The following is a 21507-nucleotide window of genomic DNA, read 5'->3' as shown; positions in this document are numbered from 1 at the left end:
CACAACCATGCTGCTGTGGACAAACTTGATCGTCTCACTCAAATTCCCAGTGAGGGTAGCGGTGCGATTCAGCTTGAAATTTAGCGAGCTTTACAGACCGCGCTCCTGATTTTAAAAGTTGTAGATTGAGGCATGAACGGCAACACAGTTCTACTAGATTTGCATGTGTTCGAAGTGGAATATCGCTCGTTCACTTCCTCGGAGTGGTCAATACGAAATATCAGCTCGGCTGAGACACCATCCGCAACATCAACTGCTTTTCATCAAGCTTATCATAGTCAAGGCAGGACGCGGGCCAATCCGCTCTGAACGCGATGCAGTTCATCAAGGTATATTTCTACGAGATCAGAGGCTTGGGGTTGCACCGCTGCAACAGCAACATTGAGCGCGGCCTGAACCTGACCACGGTGCCCTATAAGCGCAACGCCGATTGAGCGAAGCCCAAGTTCTGTCTCCTGATCAACCACCGCATAGCCTTGCTCGCGTACGCGCGCCACTTCATCCATAATGAGATCAGGGTCGGTCAGACTAAAAGGCGTGTGCGGGACGAGGTCACTTTCCTCGATTATAGTCCGCGCCTCGGCCTCGGGTAGAGCGGCCAGCAGGACGCGCCCCATAGACGTACAATGGGCAGGAAGATGCGACCCGGGCATAAGTCCAATGGACATTATTCTGCGTTGTGCCGCACGTGCAACATAGACGATATCGTGACCGTCAAGGATCGAAACAGAGCAAGATTGCCCTATGCGGTCGGAAAGTTTGTCGAGCCAGGGTTGAACGATATTTGGCAAAGGCATTGATGCAAGTCCTGCCAAGCCGAGACGGAGCGAGCGGAGCGCCAGAGTAAAATACTTCCCGTCATAATCGGTATAGCCGAGTGTATGCAGCGTCAGAAGGCAACGTCGGACGGTCGCCCGGTCCAAACCGGTCCTATGAGCCACTTCGGTGATACACAGACGCGGACTATCCGCGCCGAAGGCTTCGATCACCTGCAGCCCCTTGGCCAAAGATGTTACAAAATCGGTCGGTTTGTTTGCCATGCGCACAATCATATTTCTATATTGAACAAATGTCAAATTACGAACAAATTGCCTTGTCTGCTCTTCCGCTCGAGTCCTATGCTCGAAAGCACCGCAAGAAAGCGCGGTAGCAAACAAGGAGACAACATGGACAAGACATGTGAGTCCGCGGCCAAAGCAGTTGCGCAAATCCCCGATGGCGCGACACTCATGGTTGGCGGTTTTGGTGGTGCAGGTGCTCCAATTGAACTGATGCACGCGTTAATAGATCATGGCCCGAAAAACCTTACGGTCATTAACAACAACGCCGGTAATGGTCATGTAGGCATCGCTGCGATGATCGAGCAGGGACTGGTCTCGAAGATGATATGTTCTTTCCCGCGCTCCGCAGATCCGCTGGCTTTTACCGAGAAATTTCTCGCCGGAGAGATCGATCTGGAACTGGTGCCGCAGGGTACTCTGGCTGAGCGCATACGGGCAGGTGGCGCGGGAATCCCAGCTTTTTATACGCCATCAGGCTACGGAACCGAGCTTGCAGAGGGCAAGCCTGCAGCTGAATTTGACGGCCGAATGTATATTCAGGAACGCGCACTAAAGGCAGATTTTGCATTGATCAAAGCCGATAAGGGCGATCCGATGGGCAATCTGACCTATCGGATGGCGGCTCGCAATTTCAACCCGCTGATGGCAATGGCTGCAACCTGCACCATCGCTCAGGTCGCGCACATTCTACCCACAAGTAGCATTGATCCTGAGCATGTCATTACCCCCGGCATCTTCATCGACAGCATCGTTGTGATCCCGAACCCAGTGCAGGAAGAAATGCTTAACCGTAGGGAGGCGATCTATCCATGATTGACGAAATCAAACTGTCCAGCGCCCAAATCGCCTGGCGCGCGGCGCAAGACATGGAAGACGGCGCTTATGTGAATCTCGGCATCGGCTTTCCCGAAATGGTTGCCCGTTTCCAGCCTGAAGGCCGTGAGGTTGTCTTTCATACCGAAAACGGTGTGCTAGGTTTTGACAAAGCACCACCCGAAGGCGAGGAAGACTGGGATCTCATCAACGCCGGCAAGAAGGCAATCACGCTGAAACCCGGCGCGGCCTTCTTTCACCATGCCGATAGTTTCGCCATGGTGCGCGGTGGCCATCTCGACCTAGCCATCCTTGGTGCCTATCAGGTTGCTCAAACCGGAGACCTTGCCAACTGGTCAACCGGCAAGGGAGGCGTTCCGGCCGTTGGCGGTGCGATGGATCTGGTGCATGGGGCCAAACGCGTTGCGGTGGTCACGGAGCATGTGACGCGCAAGGGCCAACCCAAACTGGTCGAGACCTGCACCATGCCGCTGACTGGGGTGGCTTGCGTCACGCGGGTCTATACCTCACTGGCGGTGCTGGACATCTGCCAAGGACATTTCGTTTTGTGTGAAAAGCTGCCTGCGATCAGCTTCGATGATCTGCAAGCCGTCACAGGCGCGCCCCTTTTGGTTAAAGGGACAATCACCGATCTCATCGTGCCTGCGCTCTAAGGAGGATCCCATGTCAGAAGCTTTTATTTGCGATTATATACGCACTCCCATCGGGCGTTTTGGCGGTGCTCTGGCACCCGTCAGAGCGGACGATCTTGCCGCCATACCGCTTGGTGCACTGATGGACAGACACGATATCGACTGGGCCGAAGTGGACGATGTGATACTGGGTTGCGCCAACCAAGCCGGAGAAGACAACCGCAACGTTGCCCGCATGGCCGCGCTACTAGCCGGTTTGCCCGACACCGTGTCGGGATCAACGATCAACCGGCTCTGTGGTTCCGGTATGGACACCATAATCAACGCCAGCCGGGCGATCCGTTCGGGTGAAGCGGAGCTGATCATCGCCGGTGGTGTTGAAAGCATGTCTCGCGCGCCATTCGTGATGCCCAAGGCTGAAGCGGCTTATTCCCGTGCGGCCGAGCTCTATGACACGACCATCGGCTGGCGTTTCATCAACCCGCTGATGAAAGCACAATATGGTGTCGATTCAATGCCGGAGACAGCCGAAAATGTGGCTGAACAGTTCGGCATAAACCGCGAGGATCAGGATCGTTTTGCACTGAATAGCCAAATGAAAACCGCTGCGGCTATGGCAAGCGGTCGGCTCGCTCAGGAGATCACGCCGGTCACGATATCACAGCGCAAAGGTGCGTCTGTAGTGGTATCACAGGACGAGCATCCTCGGCCGACAACGACCCTAGAAGGACTTGCAAAGCTGCGCGCGCCATTTCGCGCAGGCGGCACAGTGACGGCGGGCAATGCCAGCGGCGTTAATGACGGCGCGGCGGCGCTCATCGTAGCCAGCGAGGCGGCAATCTCGAGATACGGCCTCACTCCTGTCGCACGGGTGCTTGGCGGGGCAGCCGCAGGCGTTCCGCCACGGATTATGGGTTTTGGTCCGGCACCGGCTTCTAAAAAGCTTATGGCGCGGCTGGGGCTCAGTCAGTCAGATTTCGATGTGATCGAACTCAACGAGGCGTTCGCCTGTCAGGGGCTGGCTACTTTGCGTGATCTGGGGATCGCCGACGACGATCCGCGAGTAAACCGCAACGGGGGTGCTATTGCGCTCGGGCATCCACTGGGAATGTCGGGCGCGCGGATTACGGGGACGGCGATGCTGGAACTGGCTGCTGTGGGAGGCAAGAGAGCCATTGCAACGATGTGCATTGGCGTAGGTCAGGGCATCAGTATCGCACTCGAAAGGGTTTGACCTGCAGCGCAACGCGCGTTTCCGGTCAGTGGAGGACGCCGAACGGTGTCTCAAAAGGTCTGTGGTTTCGAAGCACGGACCATCCGCAGTGCATGCGGAATACGGAGGAGTAACATGGAAGCTATTACAAATTTCTCGGTACGCGTCGTTCAACGCTACCTGCCAAGTGCTTATGTGCTTGCGCTGATCCTAACAGCGGTTGTCTTTGTTCTCGGCATTGTCGTCACAGATCAATCGCCCATGGATATGGCCAGTTATTGGGGGGGCGGCTTCTCGAAATTGTTCAAGTTCGGCATGCAGATGGTTCTGGTGCTGATGACCGGTTATGTTTTGGCGATGACCCCCATCATGCAGAAGGTGTTTACGGGTCTGACAGGGCTGGCCGGCAACTGGCGTCAAGCGATCATCATCACCATCGTCACGAGCTTCATTTGCTACTATCTGAACTGGGGGTTTGGGATGGTTGCCGGTGCCATTCTAGCACGTGAAATGGGTCGGCGCGTCAAAGTGCATTTCCCGCTCATTGTCGCCGCAGCCTATGGCGGTGAGCTCGTGCGCGGGCCATCGTCTTCGATTCCACTGGTTATTGCGACACCTGACCACTTCATGGAAGAAGCCATCGGCATCGTACCTGTTACGGAAACACTTTATGCTCCTTGGAATATATTCCTGACCATTGCACTGCTGGCATTGTTGATTATCTTTTTCATGTTCCAGAAGCAGCCTGCACAAATCGATCAGTTAAAGATTTCTGATGAAGACATCGATACCGAGGTTGAACTTGATCGGTCGACAATGTCACCTTCAGACTGGATTGAAAACAGTCGGATTCCAACCCTGTTTCTAGGTCTTCTGGTCGCGGTTTACTTGATGGGCCAAGTCATCGACAAAGGGTTCTCCATCAACCTGAATACGGTTATCCTAATCTTTCTGGGACTGGGGTTGTTACTGCATAAAAGCCCGCAGGCCTACCAAGTCGCGGCAGCAAAAGCCATTGGTGCCGCTCGTGGTATTATTATTCAATTCCCGCTGTATGCTGGCATCGCCGGGATGATGACCCAATCGGATTTGGTGGGGCAGTTCTCCGAAGCAATTATTTCGGTAGCCACCCCAACAAGCTTTCCATTACTGACATTCCTGTCTGCGGGTTTGGTGAATTTCTTCATCCCTTCAGGTGGAGGGCAATGGGCGATCCAAGGTCCGATCATGATGCAGGCCGCCCATGCTTTGGGTGCGGATCCAGCTCAAACGATCATGGCTTTCACATGGGGCGACGGCTGGACCAACCAGATTCAACCCTTCTGGGCTCTGCCTCTTCTTGGCGTAGCTGGTCTGTCTGCACGTGACATCATGGGTTATCTGTTAATCTGGTTGTTGATCTCCGGTGCCGCCATTTGCGGAACTTTTGTCGTGTTGGCAGCGATGGCTGGCTGACGCGCCTGCATTGAAACCTTTGCGACAAACCCGCCTACGCCATGGGACATGAGAAGAAGATCTGCAAAGTGCAGTCAGCTTTTCGATGGCGTAGGCGAAGTCTTGGCTAAATCCCGCAGGATCGTAACTTGTTTGCCACACTCGCAACGCGAAGGCTCTCGGGCTGGTTGAAACGGCACCAAAAGCAGGGCTTGTTTTTATCCTACAATGAACAAGTCACCGCCCTGTGCGTCTCAAGCCAGTTTCCTCCAAGAGTGCCCCGCCATCTGCTTTATACCCAAACATCTCGATGTCTTTTCGATAATGTTTGCCGATGAGGGCAATGCTTTCCGCTGTGTATGACTCCCTGCGAGACCGGCTGACTTTATCTAAAATTCTGGGGTCTTTGACATCAATGTCACGACTTCCATTCTCGTGGGACAGATTCAATTTCTTTCCAAGGTTTAAAATGTCACAGATTGATCTGAAATCCTGTTCGATAGTCTCGAACCGGCCAATAATCGGATCCACACCCTCAATAAAATCAGATTGAGGACGCAAGGAGCGGATATTTTTTGCCCATTCAGGCACGTCATTTAAGGTCCCAACGAAATCATTCAAATTTTCAGGTGTATTCAGATGGTTTCTATTTTGATTAAGCAATAAATACCGATGTAATGATCTAAATCGGTCCCATGGATTGCGAACAAATGCAACAAATCGATAGTCTTCCAAAATTTCCTTGTCGTTCCCTGTTCGCTCTTCATAAGCTTCCATGAACTGTAGAACAGTTTCATGCTTTGTTTTTCTGTTCGTTGCTTTTTTGTCCTGCCCCCACAGCCCACCAAAGGATTGCCGAATGCTTGTCCCAGCTGTCTTTGGGATGTGAATGAATACAAATTTATGCCACTTATTAACGATCACGAGAGCTTCGTCCTACATTGGTTTCAATTTTGCTAGGTTCTTGAAGTTGGAGAATTGTGCCGTCAATTTCCTAGCAGCGCCTTGGGCTACAGAGCTCTTTTACAACCCAATTTCATAGGAATTATGGATTCAATAAAGAAGATCAAGACTGCGGCGCTCACGCAAGATGCTCTGCATTCCCAAGAGAAAATGGAGATCGGGATAAAGCATCACCGCAAGGCGGATAATCTCTAGGCTGGATTTGAAGGCGCAAGAAGGAAGCGGTGTGTCATCCTATGAGGACAAATCACCACCACCGCCTCAATTCAATTGTCTCTATCTGAGGCGTCGATACTCAACTCACAAAGGGTTTGATAAGATTGTCCCGCTGGAGCAGATCATCAAGCGATTGATCCCAGAAACCCTGAAGACGCTTGGCCAAAAAATCAACTGCCATGGCCAACATTACCGTAATCTTACGCCTTTATTGCCCAAAGGCCTATGTTACAGATACGCCACTTCGGTATCTTAGCTGTATTGGCAAAGAAAGCTGGGTGGCATTGCCATTTTGTAAATTAGAACACTTTATGCAGATGGCGTAGGCTGCAGAAATTAGCTGCAGCCCGATTTTAACACGTTCACAAGTTCGCAAGACTTAGATGTTTTTAACGTAGCAACGTCCCAAATCACCCCAAATGCAGTGTCTTGATTTCTTGATAGTCTTCAAGCCCGTGCACTCCACCCTCGCGACCATTGCCTGATTGTTTGAAGCCACCAAACGGGGAGCCGTAGTTGAACCCGCCGCCATTGATGTGGACGGAACCAGCTCGCAACCGCCCCGCCACCCGCTCTGCACGGTTCTCATCGCTGGTTTGCAAATAGGCGGCAAGACCATAGGGCGTATCGTTAGCGATACGGATGGCATCCTCTTCGTCGTCAAACGGGATGATCACCAACACCGGTCCAAAAATTTCCTGTCGGGCGATGACCATGGCGTTATCCACGTCGGCAAAAATAGTTGGTCGAACGTACCAGCCATGATCAAACCCTTCTGGACGCCCCAGACCACCACACAACAAGGTTGCTCCTTCAGTGATCCCTTGGTCGATCATGGCCTGAACACGCTCGAATTGAATGCGGTCAAACAAAGGACCGATATGATCCCCTTCTTGTGCAGGATCTCCTATCCCTATGTTCTCGGCCGTTGTTTTGGCGATATTAAGCACCTGATCATAACAACTGCGTTCCACAATCAGGCGTGTTGGTGCGTCGCAGCTTTGACCGGTGTTATACATACATTCCAGAACGGAGGCACTGACACGCTCTGGAAGGTCACAATCGGCAAACACGATGTTGGGCGATTTTCCGCCAAGTTCCAGTGTCACACGTTTGACCGTATCGGCAGCATCCTTGGAGACTGCAATGCCGGCTCGTGATGAACCCGTAAAAGATATCATATCAACGCCGGTATGACGCGATAGACCTGAGCCGACAGTAGGGCCATTACCATGCAGCATGTTAAAGACGCCAGCAGGGAAGCCAGCGTCATGGATCATCTGGGTATAAACAATGGCCGATAAGGGCGTGTGTTCCGAAGGTTTCAATACGCAAGTGCAGCCCGTCGCAAGGGCAGGAAGAACTTTGAGGGCTATTTGATTGATCGGCCAATTCCAAGGCGTAATCAGACCACAAACCCCGATAGGCTCGCGCACCATCACATCACCATTTGCTAATGTTTCGCGGAGGATTTGTTGTTTGAGTGCTTCAAGAATGCCCGAAAGATGACCAACTGCGGCATCGGCCTGCACATCGCGCGACATTGTAATAGGGGCACCCATCTCGGTGGTCATGGCCTGTGCCAATTCCTCTCGGCGCTCTTCGCTCAGAACCAACAGCCGCTCTAGCAAAGCAATCCGTTGTTCTGGAGAGGTCTGCGAATAGGTTTCGAACGCCCGCCGCGCCGCAGCAACAGCTCTATCAACATCAGATAGGTTGCCCAGATATATGGAGCCCAATTGCTCCTCAGTTGCCGGGTTCAACACTGGAAAGCTCTGGTTTGAGTGAGGGGTTACCCATTCTCCATCGATATAAAATTTATTTAGGTTGCGCATCAGGTTATCCAATTTTATCGCCCATCGCCCCTTGCAATGGTATTGTGGGGTCGCAGTTACGGTCTTTCCGCATCCAACAACAGGATTTCAGAGGTTTCAACGCTCGAAAACTATATTTGGTTCAGGTGCTTTGGACGGATTTTTCCGTTATCATTGTTCGCAAGGTTACCAAGTTGTGGGATTGTTAGAAGCCATCCGACAACTTGGCCAATCAAGCCCCGTAGTCAGACCATTCAGCCGCTTGTGTTTGGGCAGATCCCTGCGGTATGACCTCATATCCCAGCTCTTCAGGCTCATCATCTGACATTTCAGCCGGAAAACCGGGGGCAAGAATGTCCAGACCTGTTGCCTCTTCCAAACGTCTGATGATGTCCGGAGAATAACACCGCTCACCATAGCGCTCGATGCCGTCTGCAAATATCTTGACCAGCATAGGTGAAATTTCCAACGGAACGTTGTTACGATCGGCAACGTCTTGAAACAGACCCGCATCTTTTTTGACAAGATCCATTGTAAAGGAAATGTTGCGTGAGCCGTTCAGAATGACCTGGCTTTCTGTTTCATGCACAAACGACGTACCGGAACTGATTTTCATCGCTTCATAGGTGGTGTTCAGGTCCATACCTGCCGCTTTGGCGGTCACCAAGGCTTCACAGCAACTGATAAGATTGGCTGTCGCCAGATAGTTTGTTACGACCTTCAGGATCGAAGCAGACCCTAGATCGCCTGTATGCAGAATCCGTCGGCCCATGGTTTTCAGCAAAGGCGCGATACGGTCAAATGTTGCCCTGTCACAGCCCGCGAAAATCGAAATATTACCTGTATCCGCCCTATGGCAACCACCCGATACAGGGCAATCGACTGCCGCGCCGCCTGCAGCCAACACCAACCCACCAAGACGACGCACTTCGGCTTCGTCTGTGGTCGACATTTCCATCCAGATTTTGCCTTCTTTTATCTCGGGTAGCATCTGCTGCATGACCGTATCAGACGCAGCGGGGGACGGAAGGCAGGTAATGACCGCATCGCAGTCCCGCATTAGTTGGGCCGGATCTTGTGCCGTTTTGGCTCCGCGTTTTGCAAAATCAGCCATCAGTTCCCGGTTCAGGTCATGTACCGTCAAATCAATGCCATTGCGGAGCAAGCTGCCCGACAGTTTGCCGCCAACATTGCCGAGACCAATAAAACCAACTTTCATTTAATATTCCTTTTTATACGAACAAAACTGTATTTTCGTCGAAGATTGCCGCATTTCCATCGCAAACAAAAACGATAAAAATAGCGATCTAATACAAAAATTATTTGGTGATAGAATCATGCTTGACGGGAAAATCAATCTTATTTGGCTCCGGACATTCGAAGCTGCGGCAAGACACCTCAACTTCACAGACGCGAGCGTCGAGCTAGGGCTGACCCAGACGGCTGTCAGTCTGCATATCCGATCACTAGAGAGTAAGCTGGGACGCAAGCTGTTTCTAAGGCGCGCGCGCCATTTAAAGCTTACGGAAATAGGACAAGCCTATGTGCCGACTGTTAGGCAAGCGCTGGCGGATATTAATCTGGTTACAACAAGCCTGTTTGGACCGATGACGACGAACATGATAACGGTCCGGGCACCAATATCGACGTCAACATTGTGGTTGGCTCCACGATTGCCATTGTTTCGGCAAGAATTCCCGGAAATTGATCTACGTCTGGTTTCAAGTATTTGGACGGAATCAGCACATCAGGAAGACGTCGACGTAGAAATCAGGCTTGGTCGTGGTGATTGGCCGGATGCGCAGTCGGAGAAATTATCGGATGAGTCTATCGTTCCGATCTGCAGCCGTGCGCATTATAAAACCATCACCGGAGTTGAGGATTTCCTTCGTGGTCCGTTGATCCATATTCTGGGGCATGAAGGGAATTGGCCACAGTATTTTGCTGCGCAGGGTCTGAGCACGCCTGTCCATATGCCACAGTATTATATAGACACAACAACAGCAGCCATGGCACTGGTGGCGGCAAACGGCGGTTTTGCTACCGTGATCGAGCGTTTGGTTCACAGCCGAATTACCGGCACAGCAGAGTTCGTGATCGCGGGGCCACCAATATCATTTTCGCAATCGCACTACCTGATGCATCCAACATCCAAGCAGGCAACCCCCCCAGAGGTCGAGATTTTTGAGAACTGGTTGCGGCGGCAATTTTCTTAACCCATGAGGTCTCTTAACTACAGGTATGTTGATAATTTGCGGGTAGAGCGAGGGTTCAATGTTTGCTTTGAAGCCATTGGGTTTTGACATTCGGGTCAGTTTTCCCGAACAACTGAAAAGCCCCTCAACTGCACAAAGAAAACTGACCGGCCGAGCGCCTTTCTCGGCAATCAATGCGATTATGTTGGGATGCCGCCATTCAAAAGCCATGTCCCCAAAGGCACGAGGAAATCGCCTTTCATGCTGCGACTCTAAAATAAAACATACATTGAAGACATCAGGGCAGAGCTCTGAACGAGTACAATCAATAGCCCTACGACAATCATCGCAAGAACAAGCGGGAATAACCAAAATTTTTTTCTGGTGCGCGCGAAAGCCCATAAATCTGATATAAATTCCATAGTCTTTCCTTGTCAGTGGATCTGGTTTGATTTTATTGTCTTTGATGCCTACGACTTCAAAAGTCGAACTTTGTTTCCCTTCGCTCGTTGGTTCTTGCAAGAATGAAACGAGCTTTAGAAAAAGATTATCTGTCCGTCATCAGACGGGCTGAGGCTAGGTAGCTGGAGACCCGCCAAAACTGGTTAGATTTAACGGCCGGATTGCTGCCTGTTTGACCAGACACGGTTAACCTCGACACTTTTGGCCCTGATCGACATGGATTTTCATATTGTTCCTGATATCCAGCCAGACAAATACCATGGCACTTTTCCGCACATGAAAGAGCGGCCAATCAAAATTATATGCTAGGTTGGCGAGCATATAATCAGTCAGTCATGTTCATCTGTTTTAGAGAGATAAACCGTGTTCGCCCAGATATCAAAAGCGGTATTGCGCTTGCACCATACTCGTTAAAGTTGCCGATCATCAGGACTTGATGTTGAGTTACTGTGCTATCTCAGATTAAGCCAACCCTACGGTCAATGCAGATATGGCTTTTGCAAACCAACATCGACAATGCAATTTGTGGTAAGGGCCTTTCACCTGACCGGAAGAGAGCCTTTATCAAGCGTTTGAGCCTGCCAATTTCTGTCATGCGCTTGCCCAGCAAATGCTGAGAGTGACCGTCACGGACGAGTTGCGCCCTTTGCCTGATGTCTACATCCTCCCCACTGACACGCGGTTACGATGAAACTAGTCCTCTCTTAGCAAATCAATCCAGTTGAGGTCTCTAGATTGGAGGGAAACAGGATAGACTATCGCCGGTTCAAAACCCGGGAAATTGCAAGGCAAAATGCTTGCTCATCCTCACGCCTTGCGCAACCTACAAATAAAATTATAAAAAATTGCAGGATTTGAAATTTGACGCGCAAATCACAGTTGTTTAACTTCTGCGTCTTTGTCTGATCCATATTTTATAAAGCAAATTCATCCAATGAAAATACTCGGAATTTCAGCTTATTATCATGATGCCGCGGCCGCAATAGTGCAAGACGGGACGATCATTGCGGCTGCGTCAGAGGAGCGATTTTCTCGCATCAAAGGTGATCCCTCTTTTCCCAAATGTGCGATTCGCTTTTGTCTGGAGAAGGCTGGGCTGGATATTTGTCAGCTGGATGCCGTTGTTTTTTATGACAAACCTTTCCCTAAATTCGAGCGCCTGATTGAGACAACACTTTCATTCGCTCCTGCAGGCTTTTCTCTTTTTAATCGTGCTATGCCGGTCTGGATCAAGCAGAAACTATTCCAGAAAAATATGTTACGAAAGGAACTGCAGTCTCTTTCCCTGCGTAAAAGCCAGTTGCCCCCCTTGCTCTTTTCCGAACATCACTTAAGCCATGCTGCCAGTGCTTATTATCCGTCTCCATTTGATGAGGCACTTATCCTTGTATCCGATGGCGTAGGTGAATGGGCAACGACATCGATTGCGTATGGAGAAGGGCATGCCATCTCACCTTTGCAAGAACTCCGCTTTCCCCATTCCCTTGGACTTCTCTATGCTGCTTTTACCTATTATCTCGGATTTAAGGTAAATTCAGGTGAATATAAAATGATGGGGCTCGCTGCCTATGGCACTCCGCGATACACAAAAACAATTCTTGATAATATCGTTGATCTGAAACCGGATGGCAGTTTTCATTTGAACTTGGACTTTTTCGGTTTCTGTCATGAAACAAGAATGACCAGCGAACGTTTTCATACTTTGTTTGGAGGGGAAGCAAGGGAAGCGGATCATCCTATTCTTAACAGACATCTGGATATCGCGGCATCTATTCAGGATGTAACTGAACAAATCCTGCTTCTTCAGACACGCCATATGGCAAAAAAACGCGGAACGCGCAATTTGTGCTTTGCTGGCGGGGTTGCCCTTAATGTCGCGGCTAATGGGCGTATTTTGCGCGATGGCCTGTTCAAAAAGATCTGGGTTCAGCCTGCAGCAGGAGATGCCGGAGGAGCGATTGGAGCCGCTTTGGCGGGGTTCCACCTTGGTTTGAAACAGCCGCGCCCGTCGGCTGCCAGTTCCGACGGCATGAAGGGCGGCTATCTGGGGCCGGCATATACATCACAGGAAATCCAGCGTCGTCTTTCTGTTCTGGGTGCAAAATTTTCGAAGCTGAACGAGAATGAAATTATTTCACGAACGGCCTCCGCCCTGTCTGAGCAAAAAGTGGTCGGGTGGTTTCAGGGCGCCATGGAGTTTGGTCCCAGAGCATTGGGTAATCGATCGATTTTAGCTGACGCCCGAAATCCCCAGATGAAGGCCGTTCTGAATGAGAGGATCAAGTTCCGCGAAACCTTCCGCCCATTTGCTCCAGCCATCCCAGAGGAATATGTCGCGGACTATTTCGACCTCGCAATTCCATCTCCCTATATGCAAGTCCTAGCAACAGTGAAAAATGTGCACTGTGACAGTCCTTTACAAGGCAATCCCGAAAATCAGTTTGTATCGCCAGAAACACCAAGATCACCATTGCCCGCGATTACACATGTAGATGGGTCGGCTCGTGTTCAGACTGTCAATAAATCAACCAATCCCCAGTTTCATTCCCTACTTATGGCATTTGGCCAGGAAACGGGATGTCCGGTATTGATCAATACCAGTTTCAATATTCGGGGAGAACCACTCGTTTGCTCGCCCGAAGATGCCTATCAATGCTTCATGGGAGCCAATCTGGACATTTTAGTCATTGGTGATTTATGGCTGGAACGAGAAGAACAACCTGAAATCGATGTAACCCGTTATCGTAATGCTTTCGAGGCGGATTAATCCGATTTATCGGCGTCAAGCATAGAACAGGGCAGTCGGCGGCTTGTCTTTCTCAAAAACATATCTTGCCATGGCCTTCACCTGTGTGCGGCGATGCAAATGTCGTCCAAGGGCTTGCTTTCAAGGATTGAATAAAGCAAGTTCGAAACGCACCGGATCGCAGCGTCCGCTACTTTCGGACAATTCTTTATTGTTAGCCTCGTTTACCGTATTGCTAGAATTGTTTTTCATGAAGAAACATCGGCTTTTCCTTTTGAATTCCGCCTTCCTAATTCTTTCAGTGGTGGTCTCACTACTGTTGGCTGAGGGCATCTTACGCCTCAAAAACGCGTCTATAATCAACTATGATATAGAAATGTGGCAGTATGCTCGTAAACTTAAGAAACCGGTGGAGAATCCGCGAATAGGGCACGATCATATTGCCAATGCAAAGGCAACATTACAATCTGTCGAGTTGCGCACCAATAGCTGGGGACTTCGTGGTGGCCCCGTTACAGAAAAGCCCGAGGCAGGGAAACGGCGCATTCTGGTGCTGGGAGATTCATTCGTCCTTGGATGGGGTGTTGAAGAAAATCAGACGCTGTCTCGTCGACTGCAAAGCCTTTTCGAAAAACGCGGTGATAACGTCGAGGTCCTCAACGGAGGGATCGGCAACTATAACACTCAACGAACTGTCGAGCATTTTCTTGCAGGCCTGGCAGAACTTGAGCCTACTGACATTATATACTTGGCCAGTAGCGCAAGCGCAGAGATGTTGCATGATACGCCGGGCAATTTCTTCATGCGCAATAGCCAGTTGGCGGTTACTTGCTGGCTTGCCTACAAGAATTTTGCAGCTCACAACGAGGGTGGCAAGCAGGGGTTGATCCAACATTATCAAGAGCTCTATCAAGCGAATAGTCCAGGTGTCGCCATTATTCGGGAGGAACTGCAGAAACTGGCGGATTATGGCCGCTCGCATAATACGCGTATTATGGTTGCGTTCATGCCTGATATCCGGTTTTTGACCGAGGCGGCAACCACACAAATGTCTGACAGAATTGTTGAAATTGGTCGTTCAACGGGAATGCCGGCAATGAGCCTCCTGCCGCAGTTTCAGAACGACAAATACGAGGATTTACGCATTATAGCTGGCGATTTTCACTTCAATGCTGCGACTCATGATCGTATTGCGAATGTTCTGTTTGCCGCGCTGTCTGATGGCGGCATTGATATTTCCAAAACGCAATAAGCAGAATGCTTTTTAACTCTTTTCCATTCCTCATTTTTTTTGCGGCCTATTTGGCCGTGCATATTGCCTGTCCGGTCCGATGGCGAATATGGTGGCTGATTATTGCCAGTGCCTATTTTTATGGCTATTGGAACTGGAACTATGTTTGGCTACCATTCGTCCTGATCGGATCGACTTTTCTGATGACCTCATGGGTTCTAAACGCTGAGGTTAAAAACAGAAAAGCCATTTTGGGGCTTGGCGTGGTGATGGCGTTGTTACCGCTGCTCTTTTTTAAATATACCAATTTTATCTGGAGTGATGTTGCTGGACCTTTGGGCAATTGGATGTTTGGTTGGCAATACAATTCCGAGTTGCTGTCGTGGTCCAGACCGCTGGGCATATCCTTTATTACCTTTACCTTGCTTGCCTTCCTGATCGACTACTACACGGGGCGATATAGAGCGCCACTTTCGCTCAAATGGTTGTTGGGATATGTGCTATTTTTTCCGCATCTTATCTCCGGACCGATTTTGCGACCTCACGAACTGATCCCTCAGCTTCAGCGCGGGCTTCATGTTCGGTTGAAATCGATTTTACCCGGTTTGGCCCTGATAACGGTCGGGCTGGTCAAAAAAATGGTTTTCGCCGATCAGCTCGGTGCTGATGTGAGCTATGCCTACATGCCGGATACGGATCGCCAATGGTTCGATTTTTTGCTCGCCTACTATGCGTTTCCAGTACAGATATATTGCGATTTGAGCGGCTATACCGATATTGCCTTGGGGCTCGCACGCATTCTAGGGGTCCATTTGCCCCGAAACTTCATGCAGCCCTATTGTGCTCCCTCTTTCACCGAATTTTGGCAACGCTGGCATATCACCCTGAGTCATTGGTTTCGTGATTATGTCTTCCTTTATTTGCCGGGCAGCCGCAGGAATTATGGCAAAGCATTGCGTAATGTCGTCATTACCATGACCTTGACAGGGGTGTGGCACGGCGCCAGCATGACCTTCGTTGTCTGGGGGGCTCTGAATGGCTTGCAAATGGCGCTGGAGCGCTTGATTAAGCGCGCTTGGCGCAAACGCAAGCCAGTACCGCGTCTTTTGCGGCAACTGTTCACGTTTCATTTGGTTGCTTTACTTCTTGTTTTGTTTCGGGCAAGCGATTTTTCTATGGCGTTCGGAGTTTTAAAAGGGCTGTTTTCGCCGTCTTCCATAGCCATGGTTTCCGGAGACCTTCTGGCCAACGCGAGTGTATCTCATGCCTTCCAGATTTCGCTTATCATCCTGTTCTTTTTGCTACATCCATGGGATGATAACAGGCGCGTCATTGCGGCTTGCAGATTGTTAGGCACACGACTGACCATGGGCCTGATCATCATGGGGCTGGTTCTGTCGATCACGGTGGGCATAAATGGGACCACACAGTTTATCTATTTCGATTTTTAGTTATGGTTTTATGAAAGTGCTTGTCTGTGAAATCGACGATCAGAACTAGTATCATTTTGGGTTTGGTTGGCATTTTCTTAGGGCTATTTCTCTTTGAGATTTATGCGCGGATAATGCTTGCGGTCCAAGTCCCCCATCCTGAACGTTGGGCATTTCGTTCAAGCCAGCCGGTGCCTTACGCAGATGCTTCTTATTTTTCCAAAGACTTTATTCGAGAGTCGATGAATGTGATCAGGGTGAGACATGTTGAGCAGGATAGCCCAGACGACCATTTGTTTGAAATCGAGGATGTACAAGGCAAATGGTTTAATGTGAAAAATGGATTGCGTGTAACAACGGATCAGCCGACATCTTTCCAAACTCGGATTATCCTTATGGGATCGTCGCAGATTTTCGGTCAGGAAGTTCCTGATGATCAGACCGCAGCCAGCCACCTGCAAAGGTTGCTTAACAGGGAGTTTCCAAACCGATTCAAGGTGGAAAATTGGGGGCTTGTTGCAATCAATTCTCGCCAACAACTGGAGAGATTGAAAAAAGCACAGATTGATGCCGGTGCCATCGTTCTGTTTTGCGGCAAATCGCTGGATAGCTATTATGGTCTTTTGGAAAAAAACGTCCTTGGGTACAGCCCCTATGCCCTGCCTGCTGATATTTCCAGAATGTCTTGGTTTGGACATTTTGCTCACGAAGCCCGTGCCAAATTGCCATTTTTGGCTATGTTTCGCTTGTTTAATCAGATTCAATCTCAAGCGCTTCCTGCTCATTTAAGCATTGAGCAGGAGAAAAACGCCTTGTTGGCTCTGGTTAGTAAAACTTACGGCTGGAATGAATTTCAAGCCGCCCAATACGTCACCTCGAGGCGGGCTCATTTTGTCAATGTTGAAATGCCGCTATTGTATGACTACCCAAAACAGACCGACTACCGTAATAAATTGCTTACCAATCCGGTATTGTTTCCGTTGGAGTTCTCTGAGGCCCATGAATTGGCAAGGCCCCATTTTCATAAAACAATTGAAGAGCTGAAAGGCCTGGGCGTTCCTTCGAAAGATATTAGTCCTCGCTTTATTGACGCGACAAAGGATAAAGAGGTTTTTCTTGATCCGGGGCACTTTAATCATGTTGGTGCAGAAGCCATTGCGGAAAGTCTGAATGGTCTGGTTCGCCAAATCGCATTTGGATCGCCCCAGCGTCTTGTCCGTCACAAGGGCGCATCACAGGCTTTTGGGCGTCTTCCTGAGCCAGAACGATTTTCTCTTTCGAGACTTGATGAAAATAATACGGTTTACGTGGCTCTTGAGAAGCGATATCAGCTCTATCATAAAGACAATGGGTATTTTGCCATTCCGGAAGGATTGGGATATGTCTGGTGGAAGGGCGTAACAGTGGCTGACTTGCCTGGTGTCTTGGTCGCGCCGTCAAGGAAGGCGCTTGTTGACCAGCTTCTGATCCATTACCAGTCGGAACCGCAATCGTGAAAATGATGTCACAACAGAAGGTTGGCAGACTTTCTGGTCTAAAAGGGGAGCAGAAATTGAAGGGGCCTGCTTTATCTCCAAGCCGCTTGGGATTTTCTATGGCTGCCGGGATTTCTCTGTTCAGCGTTGTTGTACCGGTCTTAACTGGAGGAACGATAAAGTTTTGGGGATTGGCACTTGCTGTCATATTCGTCCTGATCTCTTTCACTGTGCCGAAACTGCTTGCCCCTTTGGCTTATTGGGCTGACAAGATGGTTAGAGGTCTGCAAACTGGTCTGTCCTTTGTTTTAATGGCGCTGCTCTTTTGGGGGATGATCGTTCCTTTCGCTGCTGTTATGCGCAGAAAAGGGCATAATTTTCTGGACTTGAAACTTGATCCGCATGCGACTTCTTACTGGACTGATTCTTCTGGTTCTGATGATGTTTCCGAACGTTTCAAACACCCGTATTGAAGTCGATTGAATATGTTCATGTCGTTTGCATCATGACACGATAGTTGTTTCGTCCCCATCACAAAGATTCAAGACGTTCATGGAATGCCTTCTGAGGGGCGATCCTCATGATTAATTACCTTTTTGATTTCCGAAAATGAGTGCTGCCAGATCATTTTAATCGTTGGCTATTGAATATCACTCAAAACTGACTGGATATTGTCACCGGGATTTTGGGCCTGAGTACACATTTTCTGAAGTTGTTGTGCAGGTTGTTGGTGGCCCATCGNCAGCTATGCATCATCGATTTCAGCGCACGAGCCTCGTGGCTCGCCGCATGCCCACTCTTACAGGGTGACAATGAGACAAAATCTCTCTCTTGGTAAATTACCAAGTTTGGACAAATCGCCCTGACGCCAAACAGAGCGTGCATGGCACGTCGCCAGACAAGGCCCTGATGGCCAGCGCCATCAGGGCAAAGTTGAGATCATTTAAACTGCGGTTTAGATTGTATTTTTAATTGAGTCTTTCATGGCAACGAGCATGACATGCGCAGAAGCAGCGCCTGGATCCACATGACCAATAGATCTCTCACCAAGTTTTTTTGATCGACCTCTTTTACTTTCTAGTTCCGCAGTATGGTCGCGCCCCTTCTTGGCTCCTATGCATGCGGCGTCAAGACAGGCAATAAGATCAGCACCACCGTTCAGAGCTTGGCGCGCTTGCTCAACTGCGGGAGACCATGCATCAATCATTGTCTTGTCGCCCAGTTTGGCACCGCCTCGAGATACAATGCCGCTGCAGATTCCATCGATCCAATCCACCATTGCGGACGCATCGAGATTCAGGCGATTTTCAACCTTTGCTCCAGCAGCTTTAAATGCACTTGAGTAAAGTGGACCGGTGGAGGCACCGACGGCATCCAAAAAGGCCTTAGCCATACGATTTGAAATCTGACTAATCGTCTCGTCTCCAACGTCAGCTAGCGCATCCCGAACAGCGGACCAGCCTATATCCATGGTGACACCATGATCCCCATCACCGATCACGCCGTCAAGTTCAGACAGCCAGTCGCGCTTATCTGTAATGACTTGAGCGACAGCAAGCATGGCATCCCGAAAAACGTCCGGCGTCACCGCGCCATCCCCGATCAACTGAGACCGGTCGATGGTGGCCACATCCGCAGCCGCTTTTGCCATTCGGAGTGTATGTTTGCCACGAGGAGCCAAAGCACCCGCGACCGTTAGACAAGGTGACTGGCACGGGGCATCCAGAAGCTTCTTCAAATCATCGTCCATTTTCATCAGAGAAATAGAGGCCCCCGCCATCTCAAGCGATGTTGCATATTCTCCAACCCAACTTTTGTGGATGGACACACCTATATCTTTCAGACGCTTGGCAACGCGACGATAAAGAATAAACAGCTCGAGCTGACCAGTTGCCCCAAGTCCGTTGACCAGAACCGACACAGAGTCGCCCTGACTCAGTTTTATGTCGTTGAGGATCGTGTCAATCAACTCATCGGCGACATCGTCAGCTTTTTTCAACGTGCCGCGCCGCATGCCCGGTTCGCCATGGATGCCCATTCCCACTTCCATTTCGTCATGCCCAATCTCGAAATTGAGCTTGCCTGTCTGTGGTAGTGAGCAGGCCGACAGCGCAACGCCCATAGAGCGTGTGCGGGACAGCGCATTCCTTGCGGCGGCTTCGCAATCTTTTAGGCTTCTGCCTTCCTCAGCCGCAGCACCTGCCACCTTGAAAACAAAGAAGTTTCCGGCAACACCACGGCGCTCTTCAGCACTTTCAGCGGGTGCACTGGCGACGTCATCGTTAACAGCGATAGACCGCGCTTCAATCCCGTTTTCTCTGCATTCCTCAACTGCCATGTCAAAATTAAGAACATCACCGGTATAATTGCCATAAAGGAACATGACACCAGCGCCCCCATCAACGGCGCGCGCTGCATCCATGATGTGTTCCGGGCTTGGAGACGCAAAGACGTTGCCAACTGCGGCCGCATCCATCAGTCCTCGACCGACATAACCGGCAAAAAGAGGTTCATGGCCTGATCCACCACCGGTCACAAGTCCCACCTTGCCATCGCGGGGACCATCCAATGCGACCACGGCACGGCCAGTGGCTCCCTCCAAGCTGAGCATGTCAGGGTAAGCCAACACCATCCCTTCGATTGCCTCGGCTACAATGTCTTCAGGTTCGTTGATGAGTTTCTTTGTTTTAACGTCACTCACTTCATTGCCCTCCTAGGATTTGTTTTGCTGCAGCAACTGTTTGATCAAGCCACTCCCGTTCCTGAGCAGCCAAATTATAAGGCAACCAATGCTCGAGAAGGACGCTCATATCAGGATCACAATGCGCCAGTTGGTCAAGGATCCAAGGGATTGGTGCACGCCCCTGCCCCAGCGGCACACCACTGATGTCGAACCCCACACCATAGTTATCAGGAATGATCACATAATCCTTCAGGTGAAAGTTGATGGTATAGGGCGCCAGCAGCCGGATCGTTTCCTCGGGCCATTCGCCGGCACAAATGGAGTTGGCCACATCGAGGCAAACCCCAAGTGTTTCATCATTGACCGCTTCCAAGAGCTCAACCATCCGCGGAGATGGGAAATTGAAATGGTTTTCTATTGCAATGCGGATATTGGCTTGCCTTGCGGTTTCCAACAATGGCCGCATTTGCTCGACCAGATCTGCGACAGGCACCAGCGCATCAGCGGCATCCAGCGCAACACGCAATATCTTGGTGTTAAGGCGCTTTCCGATGATAAGATACCGATCAATCTCTTCGGCATGGAAACTTTGCGTCCCCAGTTCTAAAGCGATGCCCTTTTCCTGAGCTTGTTCAAACAAACGATAATGCTCTGACTCACTCAACTGATCCAACGGCATATTGTCGGCATACTGGACAACGCCTAATCCATAGTTGTCAGCTTCATCGAGCACGTCGAATGCCGTCATTGGTTTAACCGGAATGCGATCCTTGATCCCGATTGACCAGCGGAAGGCATAGCTACCAAGTCCAAGTTTCACTTCGATCTCCTATTATTTGGGTTCTCCCACACCTTAATGATCATGCAGAGCGTGATCTGAGGGAAAATATTTTTGACTGCCGTAAACAAACCAACCAGCGACAGAGTTAATCGGGTCAGGCAAAACGCCCAACGGAACCACCTAGAGGTAGAGAGCGACGGAGATCATTGCGCTGTTGATGGCAAAGCAACTAGTCAATATGAAAACAGCGAAATTGATCTCTAGAAAAACTGCGATAGACCACTTCTGTATGGCCCCCATGGGTTATCCCCTGGGTTTAGAGTGAAGCCATCTAGGC

The 21507-nt window shown here is 50.1% G+C and carries 17 protein-coding genes; 10 read left to right on the top strand and 7 right to left on the bottom strand.

All coding sequences use genetic code 11. The features are described 5' to 3' along the window. Positions 1–278: 278 nt before the first annotated feature. Complete coding sequence (locus C0081_RS14015; RefSeq protein ID WP_101534473.1) at positions 279–1040, bottom strand: IclR family transcriptional regulator domain-containing protein; 762 nt, start codon at positions 1038–1040, stop codon at positions 279–281. 126 nt (positions 1041–1166) lie between these two features. Between C0081_RS14015 and C0081_RS14010 the strand changes: the two genes are divergently transcribed. The 4 genes from C0081_RS14010 (at position 1167) to C0081_RS13995 (ending at position 5195) form a co-directional block, all read left to right on the top strand. Next, the gene (locus tag C0081_RS14010) at positions 1167–1874 is read left to right on the top strand and encodes a 3-oxoacid CoA-transferase subunit A (protein ID WP_101534472.1); all 708 of its coding nucleotides are present in this window, start codon (positions 1167–1169) and stop codon (positions 1872–1874) included. Next, positions 1871–2548, top strand: coding sequence for a 3-oxoacid CoA-transferase subunit B (locus C0081_RS14005; protein WP_101534471.1), 678 nt, complete (start codon positions 1871–1873; stop codon positions 2546–2548). Before C0081_RS14010 ends, C0081_RS14005 begins: the two co-directional genes overlap by 4 nt. Positions 2549–2558: 10 nt before the next feature. Beyond that, on the top strand, positions 2559–3761 hold the full coding sequence (pcaF, locus tag C0081_RS14000; protein ID WP_101534470.1) for a 3-oxoadipyl-CoA thiolase: 1203 nt from the start codon (positions 2559–2561) through the stop codon (positions 3759–3761). Positions 3762–3875: 114 nt separating this feature from the next. Further along, the gene (locus tag C0081_RS13995; protein WP_101534469.1) at positions 3876–5195 is read left to right on the top strand and encodes a short-chain fatty acid transporter; all 1320 of its coding nucleotides are present in this window, start codon (positions 3876–3878) and stop codon (positions 5193–5195) included. 216 nt (positions 5196–5411) lie between these two features. Here the strand turns inward: C0081_RS13995 and C0081_RS13990 are convergent, their stop codons facing one another. From C0081_RS13990 to C0081_RS13980, 3 genes are all read right to left on the bottom strand, one after another. Next, positions 5412–6098, bottom strand: coding sequence for a sulfotransferase family 2 domain-containing protein (locus C0081_RS13990; protein ID WP_101534468.1), 687 nt, complete (start codon positions 6096–6098; stop codon positions 5412–5414). Between the two features lie 665 nt (positions 6099–6763). Beyond that, a complete protein-coding gene (locus tag C0081_RS13985) occupies positions 6764–8188 on the bottom strand; it encodes an aldehyde dehydrogenase family protein (protein WP_101534467.1) in 1425 nt (474 codons plus the stop codon). Positions 8189–8399: 211 nt separating this feature from the next. After that, entirely contained in the window at positions 8400–9386 is a 987-nt protein-coding gene (locus tag C0081_RS13980; protein WP_101534466.1) for an NAD(P)-dependent oxidoreductase, read from the bottom strand. A gap of 118 nt (positions 9387–9504) precedes the next feature. Between C0081_RS13980 and C0081_RS13975 the strand changes: the two genes are divergently transcribed. After that, positions 9505–10383, top strand: a complete 879-nt coding sequence (locus C0081_RS13975; RefSeq protein ID WP_101534465.1) for a LysR substrate-binding domain-containing protein — start codon at positions 9505–9507, stop codon at positions 10381–10383. Between the two features lie 251 nt (positions 10384–10634). On the opposite strand, the gene C0081_RS23875 is transcribed toward C0081_RS13975, so the two are convergent. Continuing rightward, the gene (locus C0081_RS23875) at positions 10635–10784 is read right to left on the bottom strand and encodes a DUF5989 family protein (protein ID WP_373236995.1); all 150 of its coding nucleotides are present in this window, start codon (positions 10782–10784) and stop codon (positions 10635–10637) included. A 974-nt stretch (positions 10785–11758) separates the two neighbouring features. Here C0081_RS23875 and C0081_RS13970 point away from each other — a divergent pair. The 5 genes from C0081_RS13970 to C0081_RS13950 all read left to right on the top strand — a co-directional run bounded on the left by C0081_RS13970 (position 11759) and on the right by C0081_RS13950 (position 18179). Then, positions 11759–13591: a carbamoyltransferase family protein gene (locus C0081_RS13970; RefSeq protein ID WP_101534464.1), complete on the top strand. Its 1833-nt coding sequence runs from the start codon at positions 11759–11761 to the stop codon at positions 13589–13591. Positions 13592–13634: 43 nt separating this feature from the next. Next, positions 13635–14822 (top strand): SGNH/GDSL hydrolase family protein, encoded by a 1188-nt coding sequence (locus C0081_RS13965; RefSeq protein WP_101534463.1) that lies wholly within the window; start codon positions 13635–13637, stop codon positions 14820–14822. A 5-nt stretch (positions 14823–14827) separates the two neighbouring features. Beyond that, positions 14828–16252, top strand: coding sequence for an MBOAT family O-acyltransferase (locus C0081_RS13960; RefSeq protein ID WP_101534462.1), 1425 nt, complete (start codon positions 14828–14830; stop codon positions 16250–16252). A gap of 113 nt (positions 16253–16365) precedes the next feature. After that, entirely contained in the window at positions 16366–17727 is a 1362-nt protein-coding gene (locus C0081_RS13955) for an alginate O-acetyltransferase AlgX-related protein (RefSeq protein WP_146006472.1), read from the top strand. Then, entirely contained in the window at positions 17724–18179 is a 456-nt protein-coding gene (locus tag C0081_RS13950) for a hypothetical protein (protein ID WP_146006471.1), read from the top strand. The genes C0081_RS13955 and C0081_RS13950 overlap by 4 nt, the downstream gene beginning before the upstream one ends. A gap of 482 nt (positions 18180–18661) precedes the next feature. On the opposite strand, the gene dhaL is transcribed toward C0081_RS13950, so the two are convergent. Together dhaL and C0081_RS13940 are read right to left on the bottom strand one after the other, a co-directional pair. Further along, the gene (gene dhaL / locus C0081_RS13945; protein WP_101534459.1) at positions 18662–20407 is read right to left on the bottom strand and encodes a dihydroxyacetone kinase subunit DhaL; all 1746 of its coding nucleotides are present in this window, start codon (positions 20405–20407) and stop codon (positions 18662–18664) included. A 1-nt stretch (position 20408) separates the two neighbouring features. Then, the gene (locus tag C0081_RS13940; protein WP_101534458.1) at positions 20409–21209 is read right to left on the bottom strand and encodes a sugar phosphate isomerase/epimerase family protein; all 801 of its coding nucleotides are present in this window, start codon (positions 21207–21209) and stop codon (positions 20409–20411) included. Between the last annotated feature and the right edge of the window lie 298 nt (positions 21210–21507).

Source organism: Cohaesibacter celericrescens (assembly GCF_002866925.1).
Classification (GTDB): domain Bacteria; phylum Pseudomonadota; class Alphaproteobacteria; order Rhizobiales; family Cohaesibacteraceae; genus Cohaesibacter; species Cohaesibacter celericrescens.
The sequence above is the reverse complement of the archived record's forward strand: the minus strand, read 5'-3'. Positions and strand labels throughout refer to the sequence as shown.